Genomic DNA, 13,770 nt, shown 5'->3' with positions numbered 1-13,770 from the left:
TGAGGGTATCCTTACCTTCGTGCCTGACCTCGCCACCGTCACTCCCCCGACGGCGGTCACCCGACTCGTCACCCGTCACCGGGCCGCGCGAATGAGCCTGGTGATTCTGACCGTCGCGATGGTGGTGGCGGTCATCGTGCTCACCGTCGCCAGCCTCGCGGTCGGGTCGCGCGCACTCGCCCCCGCCGAGGTCATCGCCGCCCTCTTTTCGGACCGGCGAGATGCCGCGGGCGTGATCGTGCACGAGCTCCGCGTTCCGCGCACGCTCACCGCCCTGCTGGCCGGCGCATGCCTCGGGGTGGCGGGTGTGCTCATGCAAGCCGTCACCCGCAATCCCCTCGCCGATCCCGGCCTGTTGGGCGTGAACGCGGGAGCGGCCGTCGGGGTGGTCGTGGCGATCGCCTTCTTCGGCGTGGGGACGGCGAGCGGGTACGTCTGGTTCGCCTTCGCGGGAGCCGCGTCGGCGGCCCTGCTGGTGAACGCCGCCGCCCGTCCCGGTCGCCGTGGTGACACCGTCGGACTGATCCTGGCCGGAGTCGCGCTGAGCGCGTGTCTCGGCGCGGTCGTGCGCATCATCACGCTCGCCGACGACGACACGTTCGAGTCGTTCCGGTTCTGGGCCGTCGGCTCGTTCGAGCGGCGCGATGCAGACGTGGCGGCGCAGGTGCTCCCGTTCGCGATCGCAGGCCTCATCGTGACCCTCGTGATCGCGCGGGGACTCGACCAGCTGCGCCTGGGCACCGACCTGGCCCGCTCGCTCGGAACCTCGCCCGCCCTGACGATCGTCGGCGCGGGCGCGGCCATCACCCTGCTCTGCGCCGCCGCAACCTCGGCCGCGGGGCCGCTGGCCTTCATCGGACTGATCGTCGCCCACATCGTGCGCCGCACCGTCGGCGGCGACGTGCGCTCGACGATCGTCCTCGCCGCCCTGTCGGGTGCGGCGCTCACCCTCGCGAGCGATGTGATCGGACGCGTCATCGCGATACCGGGCGAGGTCGAAGCCGGGATCGTCGCGGCGTTCGTCGGGGCGCCGCTGCTGCTCTGGCTCGTCGTTCGGAGGGCGTCGTGATCGCCGCATCCCACCCGCCGAGCCGCACACTCCCCCGGCGGCGGCGCCGCGCGACGCTCGTGGTCGGCGTGACGATCGCGATCGCCGTCCTCGCGGCGATCGCCGGCCTGACGACGGGTTCCTTCGACACCTCATTGAGCGACGTGGCATCCGCCCTGATGGGGACGGCCGACGGGCGCACCACCGTCGTCGTCATGGGGATGCGCGTGCCGCGCATGCTCGCCGCCCTCGCGATCGGCGCGGCGCTGGGCCTGGCCGGCGCGGTCTTCCAGACCCTGGCACGCAACCCGCTCGCGAGCCCGGACATCATCGGGTTCAGCGCGGGCTCGGCCACCGGCGCCCTCGTCGGGCTCACACTCATTGCGCCCACCGCATCGCCCGCGGCGGGCGCGTGGATCGGTGGCATCCTGACGGTCGTCGTCGTCATGGCGATCGCGCGCAGCGTCGGCGTCTCGCGCGAGCGGACCATCCTCGCCGGCATCGCGCTGAGCACCCTGCTGGCGGCCGTGAACGACTACCTGCTCACCCGCGCACCGATCGAGATCGCCCGCAACGCCGACCAGTGGCTGCACGGCAGCCTCGTCGCGACCACGCTCACCGACGTGACCCTGCTCGTCGGGGCCCTCGGGGTCTTGGGCTTCGTCCTCGTCCTGGTGCACCGCGACTTCCGCACACTGGAGCTCGGCGACGACACCGCCCGCTCGTTGGGCGTTCGCATCGGGCGCCTGCGGCTGCTGCTCGTCGTGGTCGCGGCTCTTCTGACCGGAACCGCCACCGCCGTCGCCGGTCCCATCGGCTTCATCGCCCTCGCCGCCCCGCAGCTCGCGCGCCGCACCATGGGCACGAGCGGGATCCCCCTGTGGGGATCGGCGGTCACGGGCGCCACGGTGCTGCTCGTCGCCGACGTCATCGCCCAGCGGGCGCTGGCACCACTGCAGATCCCCGTCGGATTGCTGACGGCCGTCGTCGGAGGCGCCTACCTGTTCTGGATCGTGGCGCGAACGCGTCGGTGAGCACGAGCTCGTCATCCGGCCCGGTAAGCTGGACGACGAGGGCCTCTAGCTCAGTCGGTAGAGCATCGGACTTTTAATCCGCGGGTCGTGGGTTCGAGCCCCACGGGGCCCACCACTTCGTTGTCACTCGAAAAATCGCCCACAGCGATGTTTACGGAACTCGCTGCCTCGGCCGCTGTTGTATCCGCGCCCCTGTCCCCAGGGGCGGTTTTCGTTGGGTTCTCGTACGACTTCCCCGCCGCCATCAGCATGTCGAACGGCTCGTTGAACTCCACGTCCGTGATCTCGTCTGAGTAGACGTAGATGCGTGAGAAGACCGCCTGATTCAGCATCCGCCGCTAACTTGGCCCAGGGCAAGCTGGCCATCCGGGCGCAGAGTGGAGTGCTTGAACTGACGTACCTCTAGGGAGCTAATGGCTTCGCCGGCGGGCCCGTAGAACTCAAGGAGGTCTATTACCTCAGCACCGTCTGGCTCTTCGTCAGTCGGGAGTTATCCCAGTCCTTCGATCGAAACCAGCCGGAGATTGGACGCGGGGCTCAGTAGTTGTAGGGCACGAGATGCTGCCCAGGTGTAATGGAATCTGTCGCCATCGCGTGATGCGCGCACGCGTCCTGTTGAGCTTGAGCTGCTTCGACCGGGAGCCCCTTTCCCGGGAGCCATTTCTCAGTGCTCCACGTCCACCCGAGGGCGCCAGCTCGGCCCTGACGACGAGGGATGACGTCAAGACTTCGGTGACATCACGTGATGTAACCCTCCTACTGTGACTCGGTCACCTACTGTTCTGGCGCTGCCTATTCTGGCTCGTCAGCCCACCAGCATTCTCAGGCGACACCCCTCCTAGGATCGATGGCTCAGACCTACGCTGTCCGACCCCGGCAGGACATGACCGCTGAGGGATCGCGGTCCAGGGCGGCTACGTGATACGAAATCCGGTCGAGGTTACCTCTACGGTCCTTGGACCTCCCGCAGATATGTAGCGGGAGAGCGCCTCCTTGCCGACTCGAATCACGCCTGACCGTTCGTTGGCACCTTCAGTTCTTGAGTCCCACGAGACGTCGAAGGTTTCATTGCCGAGTTCAACCTCGATGCGAGTCTTGGCGGTCGGGAAGATCGACTTCGATTCGCGCGGAACACGGATTTGTCCTCGATCGAGGTCGCCCGACGTGATGTTCTGCGTGCGCCGCGTGGCACCGTCTGACGTAGGCAGTCGGGAGTCGCGGAGCGCGGGGAGGGTGGGAAGGGTGGCTGACGTAAGTTTGTCGGGTGTGACGGGTACCCGGTCGTGGGCGCCCCGAGTGCGTGCTTCTTTGACGCCGCGCAGGCCGTGCGCTTTACGGCGCCCGGCGGGAAAGATGAAGTTGGCGAATGGCAGCGGTGCCGACGTATCAATGAGCGTTCTTGCCACGTTTGCAGGCACTCCAGAGACGAATCGACGAATCATGGCCTTCTCTGTGGCGTCGGGATCCTGCGTAGCGCCGTAGTGCACCCACAGTGTGGAAGGGTCCAGCATCTTCACCGGCCATCCTCCGGCATGTGGCGCTCGCGCGCCGATCACGGTGCGGTAGTACTGCTCAACCCGATGCTCAGTGCTTGTCCCGGCGAGGCCGACGTAAACAATGGACTCTCCGCTCGGCCACATGCTCCGCAGTCGACCGGCCAAAAGCTCCGGTGTCGCCGTGCGCTTGTCGACGGTTGCTTCGGGCCTAGCCGCGAGCAGCGCATCGATCGCAGCGAGGTTGAGCGGGGGCTTCTCGGGGCCATTCGACACGTCGGGGTCTCTACTCGTGGATACGACGTATACCCCGGGCAGTGCCAGCGACACCGGGTCGCCCCACGCGACGACGCCTGCGTACGGCACTCCGGCGTGCTCGAACAGCTCATGAACCGTTGTCATCGTGATCCCCCAAGTGGCCCTGAGCAGGGAGCATATCCTTGACCGCCGACACGGGTCGCAGACATGTAGGACCGCAGGTGGGGAGCGCAGCGGCTCAGCCTCCCCGCACTCCATATTCAGGTCGATTGCGCGAAGCGCCGACGCATCTCATAGGCCACTCGCACGCAATGCACCTCAACCGCGCAGCGCCCGCATGCGGATCGCGGGTGATCGGACGGGGCGATCCTTCAGTTGCTCGCCGGCAGCATGATTTCGGTGGCGACGCGGGTGAAAGTGGTGGTGTCACCTTCCTGCGACGTGATCCGGAAGACACCCAGGAATCGGTAATAGACCGAACCGAACACGGGGTCACGGAACCTGGCGAACACGATTCGCTCGACGTCTTCGTACGTGCCCGTGGCCCAATCGCCCAGTCGCCGCTCAACGATCGTTCGCCCACCGGCGAGGAGGCGGTTGTCCCAGTCTGTGCGTCGGGGCGAACCTTCCTGCGCGAGGTGTGGCATCCATACTTGCCGCCCGTCCTCGAGGCCGAGGGTAGCTCGCTGCCAGTGCTTATGCTGATGCCCGAACAATCGTGTGACGTGGTGCATGCGCTGCATCTGCGCCTCGTCGTCGATCGTCAACCGACCGCGGGCGATCCAGTGCTCGGGATCGTGGCGGGAGCCGTAAGAGAACGGAGCGAACGTGTCCGTCGACACCGCCGTCTGCTTTCGACGCCGAATATCTTCGATGAAGCCGTCTACAGTGCGGCGGAACTCGTCCCGCGTGTGCAGTGACCCGATACCGAGCCTGACGAATTCGAGTGATGTGAGGTCGAGGACGCGTTGCTCGCGCGCCTTGTCCCCATCTTTGCCCTGGGCTGAGAAGTGGTGCAGCTCGTCGACTTCGACGGCGATGCCGAACTGTGGCAGGTACAGGTCCAACAGCGCGAGACCTTCGCTGGTGTGAACGGCCTGCTGGGTGACGAGCTCGATTTCGGGGTCGTCAAGTCGGTGCAGGATGCGACTGATCGCATAGACCTCATGTTTCTTCGTTTGGATCTTCTGAAGCATCCGTGCGTAGTAGTCCAGTTCCGATGGGGCGACGTGGGGCGATCGCTTTCGCTTCGGCTTCTGCATCGCACCCAGATCCGTGTTCACTGCTCTCCCTGCTTCGCCGTGTCGGCCGCCCGCCGACTATCGTCCAAACCTACTCACCGAGCTTCCGTTGCTCGGACTCTGACGGTCAGCGCCGCACCCGACAGCGGGCGGGAGACATGGCATCCGCTCCCCTACCCGAGCACCTCCACGCCGAACCCCGCCACCACGTCGCGTACCTCGGCGAGGTACCGCTGCGCCTGCTCGGTGAGGGGGATCGCGGTACGGCCGATCCAGCCGATCTCGATGTGCTCGTCGACGTCGAGGGGCACGGCGACGATCTCGGGGTCGAGGTCGTCGCTGATGATGCCGGTCGAGATCGTGTAGCCGTCGAGACCGATCATGAGGTTGAAGATCGTGGCGCGGTCCGAGACCCGGATCTCCTGGGCGCTCGACAGCGTCGAGAGGATCTCCTCGGCGAAGTAGAAGGAGTTGTTCGCCCCCTGGTCGAAGGTCAGGCGCGGCAGGGCGACGAGGTCGTCGAGGGTGGCGCGCGTGCGCCGGGCGAGCGGGTTGCGTCGCGAGACGAAGATGTGCGGCTCGGCGACGAACAGCGGGTGGAACGCGAGCCCCGAGTCGCGCAGCAGCTTGTCGAGCACGTTGCGGTTGAAGTCGTTGCGGAACAGGATGCCGAGCTCGCTGCGGAGAGTACGGACGTCTTCGATGATGTCGAAGGTGCGGGTCTCGCGCAGCGAGAACTCGTACTCGGCCGCGTTCGTGCCCTTGACCATGCGCACGAACGCGTCGACCGCGAACGAGTAGTGCTGGGTCGAGACCCCGAGCAGGCGCCGCGAGGGCGGCCGGCCGAGGTACCGCTGCTCGAGCAACTCGGCCTGCTCGACGACCTGTCGCGCGTAGCCGAGGAACTCCACGCCGTCGACGGTGAGGGTGACCCCGCGCGCGGAACGCGTGAGCAGATCGCGTCCCACCCGGTGCTCGAGGTCTTTCATCGCGGCCGACATGGTCGGCTGCGCGACGAACAGGATGTCGGCCGCAGCGGTGATCGACCCCTCGGCGGCGACCTCGATGAAGTACTGGAGCTGTTGCAGGGTGATGCCGCTCGTGCGCTTGGCCATAGCCCCAGGCTATAGGCGTGCATAGCTGAGCGGAATTACCCGATGACCGCGGCATCCGAGCACGATGGAATCACCGACATCCCCGAGGCCCGTGCCTCTCGGCCCCGATTGGCTTCTCATGGCGAACGACATCACGTTCAGCATCAGCACCACCCGTTTCGACGAGGACTACGCCCCGGCCGACACCTCGCGCGTCACGACGAACTTCGCCAACCTCGCGCGGGGAGAGCACCGGCAGCAGAACCTGCGTAACGCCCTCTCGATGATCGACCGCCGCTTCAACGACCTCGCGAGCGACGACAACCCCACCGGCGACCGGTACCGCGTCGAGCTCGACATCGTCTCGGTGCAGCTGCAGTTCACCGACGGCGCTGACGACGAGCACATCCCCGTGATCGAGGTGCTCGACGTGCACGTCCTCGACACCGTCACCGGCGAGCGCCATCGAGGGATCGTCGGCAACAACTTCTCGTCGTACCTGCGCGACTACGACTTCAGCGTGGTCCTGCCCGCGGCCAATGCGAGCGGCTCCGGGTTCACGGTGCCCGACGATTTCGGCATCCTGCACGGAAAGCTCTTCCAGCACTTCCTCGACTCCGACGCCTATCGCGAGCGCTTCCCCCAGTCGCCCGTGATCTGCATCAGCGTGTCGACGAGCCGTACCTACCGCCGTACGGGCGTGGTGCACCCCGTGCTGGGCATCGAGTACGAGCAGGACTCGTTCTCGATGACCGACGAATACTTCGCCAAGATGGGCCTGCAGGCGCGCTACTTCATGCCGCGGGGCAGCGTGGCGCCGTTCGCGTTCTACTTCCGCGGCGACCTGCTGGGCGACTACACCGACCTGCAGCTGATCGGCACCATCAGCACGATGGAGACCTTCCAGAAGATCTACCGCCCCGAGGTCTACAACGCCGTCACCCCCGCCGGCGCGGTCTACCGTCCGACGCTCGACCAGCCCGACTTCGTGCGCACCGGCATCGACTATGACCGCGAAGAGCGCAGCCAGCTCGCCGTCACGCAGGGGCGCTACGCCGAGGAGCACTTCGTGAAACCCCACCGCCTCGTTCTCGACCAGTGGGCCGCCGCCTACGCCGCCCCCGTCCGATGACCCGCGAAGGATCCACCCCCGTGCCCACCCTTCTTCCCACCTCCACCGTCGGCAGCCTTCCCAAGCCCGCGTGGCTCGCGAAGCCCGAGGTGCTGTGGTCGCCGTGGGAGCTCGAGGGCGAGATCCTCGTCGAGGGCAAGCACGATGCCCTGCGCTCCGCGGTGCAGGAGCAGGAGCGACGCGGCATCGACATCATCAGCGACGGCGAGCAGACGCGTCAGCACTTCGTCACGACGTTCATCGAGAACCTCGACGGCGTCGACTTCGAGAACCGTGAGACGGTCCGCATCCGCAACCGGTACGACGCGAGCGTTCCGACCGTGGTCGGCGCCGTGAGCCGCCGCGGCCCCGTGTTCGTCGACGACGCCGCTTTCCTGCGCACGCAGACCGATCAGCCGATCAAGTGGGCACTGCCGGGACCCATGACGATGATCGACACGCTCTCCGACCGCTACTACGGCAGCCGCGAGAAGCTGGCGTGGGAGTTCGCGACCATCCTCAACCAGGAGGCGCGCGAGCTCGAAGCGGCGGGGGTCGACATCATCCAGTTCGACGAGCCCGCCTTCAACGTCTTCTTCGACGAGATGAAGGACTGGGGAGTCGCCGCGCTCGAACGCGCAGCCGAAGGCCTGCGCGCCGAGACGGCCGTGCACATCTGCTACGGCTACGGCATCAAGGCCAACACCGACTGGAAGGCCACCCTCGGATCGGAGTGGCGGCAGTACGAGGAGTCGTTCCCGCTGTTGCAGCAGTCGTCGATCGACATCGTGTCGCTGGAGAGCCACCGCTCGAACGTGCCGATCGATCTCATCGAGTTGATCCGCGGCAAGAAGATCATGCTCGGGGCGCTGGACGTCGCCAGCGAGCGGATCGAGACCCCCGAAGAGGTGGCCGACACCCTGCGGCGCGCGCTGGAGTTCGTCGACGCCGACAAGCTCATCCCGAGCTCCAACTGCGGCATGGCTCCGCTACCGCGCGGTGTCGCCTTCGACAAGCTCAGCGCGCTGTCGGCCGGGGCGGCCCTGCTGCGCGACGAACTGTCCGGCACCGCCGCCTGAGTCCCGGACGACGGATGCCACGCGGGCGGCGTGGGCGTGGCAGAGTCGGATCACACCGCTTTTCGTTCCGAGGAGAACCATGCCCATCGCCGCCGATGACCCCCGCCTGTCCTCCCCGTTCGAGGCGGCACCCACCCGCTACGACGACGTGCCGTTCGCGCGCGCCGGGGCCAGCGGCATCCCCCTTCCCCGCATCTCGCTCGGACTGTGGCAGAACTTCGGCAGCGGGCGCACGCTCGACACACAGCGCGAGATCCTGCGCCACGCGGTCGACCGCGGCGTCGTGCACATCGATCTCGCCAACAACTACGGCCCGCCCTACGGCGCCGCCGAGACCACCTTCGGCACGGTGCTCGACACCGACCTGCGCCGGTACCGCGACGAGCTCTTCGTCTCGACGAAGGCGGGCTACGACATGTGGCCCGGCCCGTACGGTGACGGCGGCTCGCGCAAGTACCTGATCCGCTCGCTCGAGCAGAGCCTCACGCGCATGCGCACCGACTACGTCGACGTCTTCTACTCGCACCGCGTCGACCCCGAGACCCCGATCGAAGAGACCGTCGGAGCGCTCGCCGACATCGTCCGCAGCGGCAAGGCGCTGTACGCGGGCATCTCGAACTACCCCGCCGACCTCACGCGGCGCGCGCACGAGCTGCTCGCCGCCGAGGGCGTGCGCCTGTTCATCCACCAGCCGCGGTACTCGTTGTTCGACCGCACGCCCGAGGCCGAGCTGTTCCCGGTCCTGCGCGACCTCTCGGTCGGCAGCGCCGTCTTCTCGCCCCTCGCCCAGGGACTGCTGACGGCCAAGTACCTCGACGGCACGGTGCCCGCCGACTCGCGCGCCGCCGACAGCCGCTTCCTCGACGAGTCCGCCCTGACCGACGACTACCTCCACCGCATCCGCGGGATCGACGGTGTCGCGCGCGAGGCCGGCCTGTCGATCCCCCAGCTCGCCGTGGCGTGGGTGCTGCGCGACCCGGTGGTCACGACGGCGATCATCGGCGCCTCGCGCACGAGCCAGATCGACGACGCGGTCGCCGCGAGCAAGGTCACGCTGACCGACGACGTCATCGCCGCCCTGGAGCCGTTCGCCGCGGCGGTGGGCGGATCGCTGCGCTGACCCTCACCCACATCGGCGGGCGTTGCGCAACCGCCGGGTCATCCGGTATCCGTTCGCGTTGAGTGGGACTCCCACGACGCAGAACGAGGAGTGACCATGGGTGTCGGACGTTGGATCGGAACCGGAGCGGTGGGACTCGCGGGCGCTGTGCTCGCGCGGACGGCGATCGGTCGTGCCGCTGCGGCGGGGACCGTCGCCTACCGGGTCTGGAAGGACCCGAAGGTGCAGAAGATCCGCCGCAAGGTGCAGGCGAAGCTGCTCAAGCAGCGCAACGCGCGCTGAGAGCTCAGCGCCCCGGAAAGACCCCGAGCACGAGGCAGGCCACGCCCGCCACCGCGAGCACGGCCGCGTAGACCCACCGGTGATCCATATCGATCAGGTGCGAGTAGACGCGGTTCACCCGTGCCGCGGTGGTGGGGAAGTGGATCCACGCCGTGGCCAGCAGCACGAACGGCGCGGCTAGCGCCACGAGGAACACCGCATAGGCCAGCCACCGCAGCAGAGGGTGGTCGCTGACGCCGTCGGCGACCCGCCCGGTCATGTACATGATCGGCAGCGTCGTGAATCCGATGACCGAGCAGCTGACGCCGAGCACGTAGTAGCTCCACGAGTGCGCGCGAGCCTGGACCGGTCTGCGGGCGGCGGAACGCACCGGAACGCGGAGCTTCCACCACGCCACCGCGACCGCACCGAGCAGGAACAGCGTCCCGGCGATCAGGTCTACCCGCCGGTCGAGCACCGCCTCGGTCGTGCTGCGCTCGGCCGCCGCGACGAACTCGGTGGGGTCGAAGCTCTGCAGCAGCAGGTACAGGATCGTCGCCCCGGTCGCCAGGCCCCCGACCATCCACCCCATCCGCGCCGGAACGCGGGTGTTCTGGGCGAGCATGTCGGCGGTCGCCCCGTACAGAGCCGGGTTGATCCCGAGGGTGAGCCCCAGTCCGACCATCGTCGTCAGAGCCGCGGCCCAGCGGGCGAGGTCGTCCACGTCGCGGGTTCCTTTCGCACGAACGGATCCCGGATGCCGTGACCACGGGTCATCTCATCGTATCGACGCGCGATCCGTCGGCACCGCCCTGCTCGCCGGGCGATCGTGCGGCGTGAGACACCGCCCCCGGCGGAAGGGGCATCGCTCACCGGGCGTCGAGCGGCAGCGCCGACACGGGCTTGGTGACCCCGAACGCGAACGTCGTGTCGATCGAGGCGAGCGAGGGGATCCCGCGGAGGTGTTCGCGCAGCAGTCGCTCGTACGCGTCGAAGCTCGACGTGACGATGCGCACGAGGTAGTCCCAGTCTCCGGCGAGCAGGTGCGCCTCGACGATGTGCGGAATGGCGCGCAGGCGCTCCTCGACGGCGTCGACCGTCGCCCCCTCGTGCGAGGCGAGCCGCAGGCGCACGAACGCGGTGATGGGGAGGTCGACGGCGCGCGGCGAGACGACGGCGCGATAGCCCTCGATGATGCCCGCCTGCTCCAGCTGGCGCACGCGCCGCAGACAGGGCGAGGGCGACAGCCCGACGCGGTCGGCGAGCTCCTGGTTGGTCAGGCGGGCGTCCTGCTGGAGTTCGAGCAGAATGAGGCAATCGATGCGGTCGAGCGAGTGCATGCAGCAGATTCTGCCAATCCACGTCACTGTTCGGCAATATTCGCAATCGGCTGCGGCGCGGCGCTCCCTACCGTCGAGGGGTGACGACCTTCGCCCTTCCCCGCCCTTCTCTCCTGTCGCCCCGCGCCGCCGTCGGCACCGCTGCCCTCGCGGCCGTCGTGGCGCTGTGGTCGGCGTTCGCCCTGTCGACGCGCGCCCTCGACGGCGCGGGGCTGACGATGGCCGACGCCGCGGTCGTGCGTTTCGCCGTGCCCGGCCTGCTGCTCGTCCCGTGGATCCCGCGGACCCTCCGCATCCTGCGCACCGAACGCCCCGCCGTCGTCGCGCTCGTGCTGCTGGCCGGCCTTCCGCACTTCCTGATCTTCGCGTGGGGCGCGCACCTCACCTCGGCGGCGCTCACCGGGCTGCTCGTCCCCGGTACCGTGCCGCTGTTCGTCGCCGTCCTGCTCTTCCTCCGCCATCGCACCGCCGTCTCGCGCCGACGCCTGCTCGCGCTCGGGGCCATCGTCGCGGGGATCGCCGCCGCCGCGGCCCTCACCGGCGACACCGCGAGCGTCGGCGGCGTCGCCGTGCTCGTGGGCGCGGGCTTCGTCTGGGCCGTCTACACGCTCGGCCTCGCCCGAACGCGCCTCGATCCGCTCGGTGTGATCGTGATCGTCTCGCTCAGCTCCACGCTCGCCGCCGTCGTGCTCATCGTGACCGGCGCGATGCCCTCGCACCTGTTTGCCGGCACCGCCGACCTCGCGAGCCTCGGCACCTACGCCCTCGTGCAGGGCATCGGCACCGGACTTCTCTCGACCGCGTGCTACGTCGTCGCGGTGAAGAACCTCGGCAGCAGCATCACCGCGACAGCCGGAGCCCTGAGCCCGGTCCTCACCGCCCTCGTCGCGGTCCCGCTGCTGCACGAGCCGCTGACGGCGGGCCTCGCCGTGGCGCTCGCGCTGATCGTCACGGGAGTCGTCGTCTTCACCCTGGCGCCCCGACGCGCCGCTCGGCCGCTCGACGCGACATCCGTTTCGCCCGCCGCTCCGAACAGAGTGTGAGGCGTAACCGCGCGTGCGTGGGGAGCAGGAACGAGGGATGCCATGTCGACCGACACCGCGGTGAAGAACTCCACCCCGACGAAGGCCCGGAAGCGGCACGCGTGGCCGTGGGCCGCGTTCGCCGGCATCGTGTCGGCGGCGGTCCTGCTGGCCGTCGCCGAGCTGCTCGCCGCCCTCTTCGCGCGGTCGGCGAGCCCGATCCTCGCGGTCGGTTCCGTCATCGTCGACATCGTGCCCCGGCCGCTGAAGGAGCTCGCGATCACGCTGTTCGGCGAGACCGACAAGATCGCGCTCCTCGCCGGCGTCGGACTCGGTGCCGCCGTCGCCGCGGCCATCGCCGGCATTCTGCAGTACCGCCTGCGCCCCGCCGGCGCCGTGGTGCTCGCCATCGGCGGCGTCCTCGCCACCGTCGCCATCCTCACCCGCACGGGAGCCGGTGCCCTGGCCTGGCTGCCCCCCGTGATCGGCACCGCCGCCGGCGTGTTCGTGCTGATGTTCTCGACCACCAAGCTGCGCCGCTGGATGACCGCTGCCGCAGCCGACGCCGACACGCGCGGCACGGATCGACGCGGCTTCCTGCTGTTCACCGGCCTCACCGCCGTGGGCGCGGTCGTCGTCGGAGTGGGTGCCCGCGTGCTCAACGCGACCAGCTCGTCGGTGGCCGCCGCGCGCGACGCCCTGCGCCTGCCCACGGCCCGCACGACCGTCACCCTCCCCGAGGGCGCGAACTGGGAGCTCCCGGGCCTCAGCCCGATCATCACGCCCAACGCCGACTTCTACCGCGTCGACACCGCGCTCACCGTTCCGAACGTCGATCCGACCACTTGGCGCCTGTCGATCGAGGGGATGGTGGACACACCGATCGAGCTCAGCTTCGACGACCTGGTCAACATGGGTCTCGACGAGTACGGCGTGACCCTGACCTGCGTGTCGAACGAGGTCGGCGGAGGTCTGGTCGGCAACGCCATCTGGACCGGCGTGCCGATCCGCGACATCCTGCGGATGGCGGGGGTTCAGTCCGGGGCCGACATGGTGCTCTCCGAGAGCGTCGACGGGTACACGGCATCCACTCCCCTGGGCTCGCTGACCGACGACAACCTGGATGCCATCTTCGCCGTCGCCATGAACGGAGAACCCCTGCCGTTCGAACACGGCTTCCCCGTGCGCATGGTCGTCCCGGGTCTCTACGGCTACGTGTCGGCGACGAAGTGGGTCACCAAGCTCACCGTCACCCGTTTCGACGAGGTCGAGGCCTACTGGACCCCCCGCGGTTACTCCGCCGAAGCCCCCATCAAGATGTCGTCGCGCGTGGACACCCCGAAGATCGGTACGCCCGTCACCGCCGGTGCGATCACCGTGGCCGGCATGGCGTGGGCGCAGCCGATCGGCGTGGCCACGGTCGAGGTGAGCATCGACAACGGCGAGTGGCAGCCGACCACCCTGTCGACGCCCATCAACGACCAGTCGTGGGTGCAGTGGAAGTACGACTGGACCGCCGAGAAGGGCACGCATTACATCGCCGTGCGGGCGACCGACAAACAGGGCAACGTGCAGATCGAGGATGCAGCCCCCATCGCGCCCAACGGCTCCAGCGGCTGGCAGCGCACCCTCGTCACCGTGTCGTGACGGTTTCGGAGGCGTAATGATC

General features: G+C 68.4%; 13 protein-coding genes and 1 tRNA gene. 9 read left to right on the top strand and 5 right to left on the bottom strand.

Annotation, left to right across the window (positions count from 1 at the left end; genetic code table 11):
* Positions 1 to 19 precede the first annotated feature (19 nt).
* The 3 genes from IFR11_RS06335 to IFR11_RS06325 all read left to right on the top strand — a co-directional run bounded on the left by IFR11_RS06335 (position 20) and on the right by IFR11_RS06325 (position 2,197).
* A complete protein-coding gene (locus tag IFR11_RS06335) occupies positions 20 to 1,069 on the top strand; it encodes an iron chelate uptake ABC transporter family permease subunit (protein ID WP_197978913.1) in 1,050 nt (349 codons plus the stop codon).
* Positions 1,066 to 2,082: an iron chelate uptake ABC transporter family permease subunit gene (locus IFR11_RS06330; protein ID WP_191915610.1), complete on the top strand. Its 1,017-nt coding sequence runs from the start codon at positions 1,066 to 1,068 to the stop codon at positions 2,080 to 2,082. The genes IFR11_RS06335 and IFR11_RS06330 overlap by 4 nt, the downstream gene beginning before the upstream one ends.
* 39 nt (positions 2,083 to 2,121) lie before the next feature.
* Positions 2,122 to 2,197: transfer RNA gene (locus IFR11_RS06325), tRNA-Lys, on the top strand.
* A 799-nt stretch (positions 2,198 to 2,996) separates the two neighbouring features.
* Here IFR11_RS06325 and IFR11_RS06320 read toward each other — a convergent pair.
* The 3 genes from IFR11_RS06320 to IFR11_RS06310 form a co-directional block, all read right to left on the bottom strand.
* Positions 2,997 to 3,851, bottom strand: a complete 855-nt coding sequence (locus tag IFR11_RS06320; protein WP_206755298.1) for a hypothetical protein — start codon at positions 3,849 to 3,851, stop codon at positions 2,997 to 2,999.
* A gap of 353 nt (positions 3,852 to 4,204) precedes the next feature.
* The gene (locus IFR11_RS16555; protein WP_191915608.1) at positions 4,205 to 5,116 is read right to left on the bottom strand and encodes an AbaSI family restriction endonuclease; all 912 of its coding nucleotides are present in this window, start codon (positions 5,114 to 5,116) and stop codon (positions 4,205 to 4,207) included.
* Between the two features lie 131 nt (positions 5,117 to 5,247).
* On the bottom strand, positions 5,248 to 6,189 hold the full coding sequence (locus IFR11_RS06310) for a LysR family transcriptional regulator (RefSeq protein ID WP_055838351.1): 942 nt from the start codon (positions 6,187 to 6,189) through the stop codon (positions 5,248 to 5,250).
* A 118-nt stretch (positions 6,190 to 6,307) separates the two neighbouring features.
* On the opposite strand from IFR11_RS06310, the gene IFR11_RS06305 reads away from it, so the two are divergent.
* From IFR11_RS06305 to IFR11_RS06290, 4 genes are all read left to right on the top strand, one after another.
* Positions 6,308 to 7,300, top strand: coding sequence for a putative oxygenase MesX (locus IFR11_RS06305; RefSeq protein ID WP_191915607.1), 993 nt, complete (start codon positions 6,308 to 6,310; stop codon positions 7,298 to 7,300).
* A 20-nt stretch (positions 7,301 to 7,320) separates the two neighbouring features.
* Positions 7,321 to 8,358 (top strand): methionine synthase, encoded by a 1,038-nt coding sequence (locus IFR11_RS06300; protein ID WP_055838357.1) that lies wholly within the window; start codon positions 7,321 to 7,323, stop codon positions 8,356 to 8,358.
* A 79-nt stretch (positions 8,359 to 8,437) separates the two neighbouring features.
* A complete protein-coding gene (locus tag IFR11_RS06295; protein WP_191915606.1) occupies positions 8,438 to 9,478 on the top strand; it encodes an aldo/keto reductase in 1,041 nt (346 codons plus the stop codon).
* A gap of 96 nt (positions 9,479 to 9,574) precedes the next feature.
* Entirely contained in the window at positions 9,575 to 9,760 is a 186-nt protein-coding gene (locus IFR11_RS06290; RefSeq protein WP_070409513.1) for a hypothetical protein, read from the top strand.
* Positions 9,761 to 9,764: 4 nt separating this feature from the next.
* Here the strand turns inward: IFR11_RS06290 and IFR11_RS06285 are convergent, their stop codons facing one another.
* Both IFR11_RS06285 and IFR11_RS06280 read right to left on the bottom strand, forming a co-directional pair.
* A complete protein-coding gene (locus IFR11_RS06285) occupies positions 9,765 to 10,463 on the bottom strand; it encodes a hypothetical protein (protein ID WP_191915605.1) in 699 nt (232 codons plus the stop codon).
* A 145-nt stretch (positions 10,464 to 10,608) separates the two neighbouring features.
* Positions 10,609 to 11,079: an Lrp/AsnC family transcriptional regulator gene (locus tag IFR11_RS06280; RefSeq protein ID WP_191915604.1), complete on the bottom strand. Its 471-nt coding sequence runs from the start codon at positions 11,077 to 11,079 to the stop codon at positions 10,609 to 10,611.
* Positions 11,080 to 11,159: 80 nt separating this feature from the next.
* Between IFR11_RS06280 and IFR11_RS06275 the strand changes: the two genes are divergently transcribed.
* Both IFR11_RS06275 and IFR11_RS06270 read left to right on the top strand, forming a co-directional pair.
* Positions 11,160 to 12,122 carry an EamA family transporter gene (locus tag IFR11_RS06275; protein WP_191915603.1) on the top strand — a complete coding sequence of 321 codons (963 nt, stop codon included), beginning with the start codon at positions 11,160 to 11,162 and terminating at the stop codon, positions 12,120 to 12,122.
* 42 nt (positions 12,123 to 12,164) lie between these two features.
* A complete protein-coding gene (locus IFR11_RS06270; RefSeq protein WP_191915602.1) occupies positions 12,165 to 13,748 on the top strand; it encodes a molybdopterin-dependent oxidoreductase in 1,584 nt (527 codons plus the stop codon).
* Positions 13,749 to 13,770: the final 22 nt, after the last annotated feature.

Origin of the sequence: Microbacterium sp. CFBP 8801 (assembly GCF_014839455.1) — a bacterium.
In the GTDB taxonomy this organism is placed as follows: Bacteria; Actinomycetota; Actinomycetes; order Actinomycetales; family Microbacteriaceae; genus Microbacterium.
Note: the sequence above shows the minus strand (reverse complement) of the source record. Positions and strands in the feature narration are given on the sequence as shown.

What these genes read in the sequence shown, in the direction of transcription:
- IFR11_RS06310 (WP_055838351.1), bottom strand. Translation starts at nt 6,189, where the DNA reads ATGGCCAAGCGCACGAGCGGCATCACCCTGCAACAGCTCCAGTACTTC.
- IFR11_RS06305 (WP_191915607.1), top strand. Translation starts at nt 6,308, where the DNA reads ATGGCGAACGACATCACGTTCAGCATCAGCACCACCCGTTTCGACGAG.
- IFR11_RS06295 (WP_191915606.1), top strand. Translation starts at nt 8,438, where the DNA reads ATGCCCATCGCCGCCGATGACCCCCGCCTGTCCTCCCCGTTCGAGGCG.
- IFR11_RS06290 (WP_070409513.1), top strand. Translation starts at nt 9,575, where the DNA reads ATGGGTGTCGGACGTTGGATCGGAACCGGAGCGGTGGGACTCGCGGGC.
- IFR11_RS06280 (WP_191915604.1), bottom strand. Translation starts at nt 11,079, where the DNA reads ATGCACTCGCTCGACCGCATCGATTGCCTCATTCTGCTCGAACTCCAG.
- IFR11_RS06270 (WP_191915602.1), top strand. Translation starts at nt 12,165, where the DNA reads ATGTCGACCGACACCGCGGTGAAGAACTCCACCCCGACGAAGGCCCGG.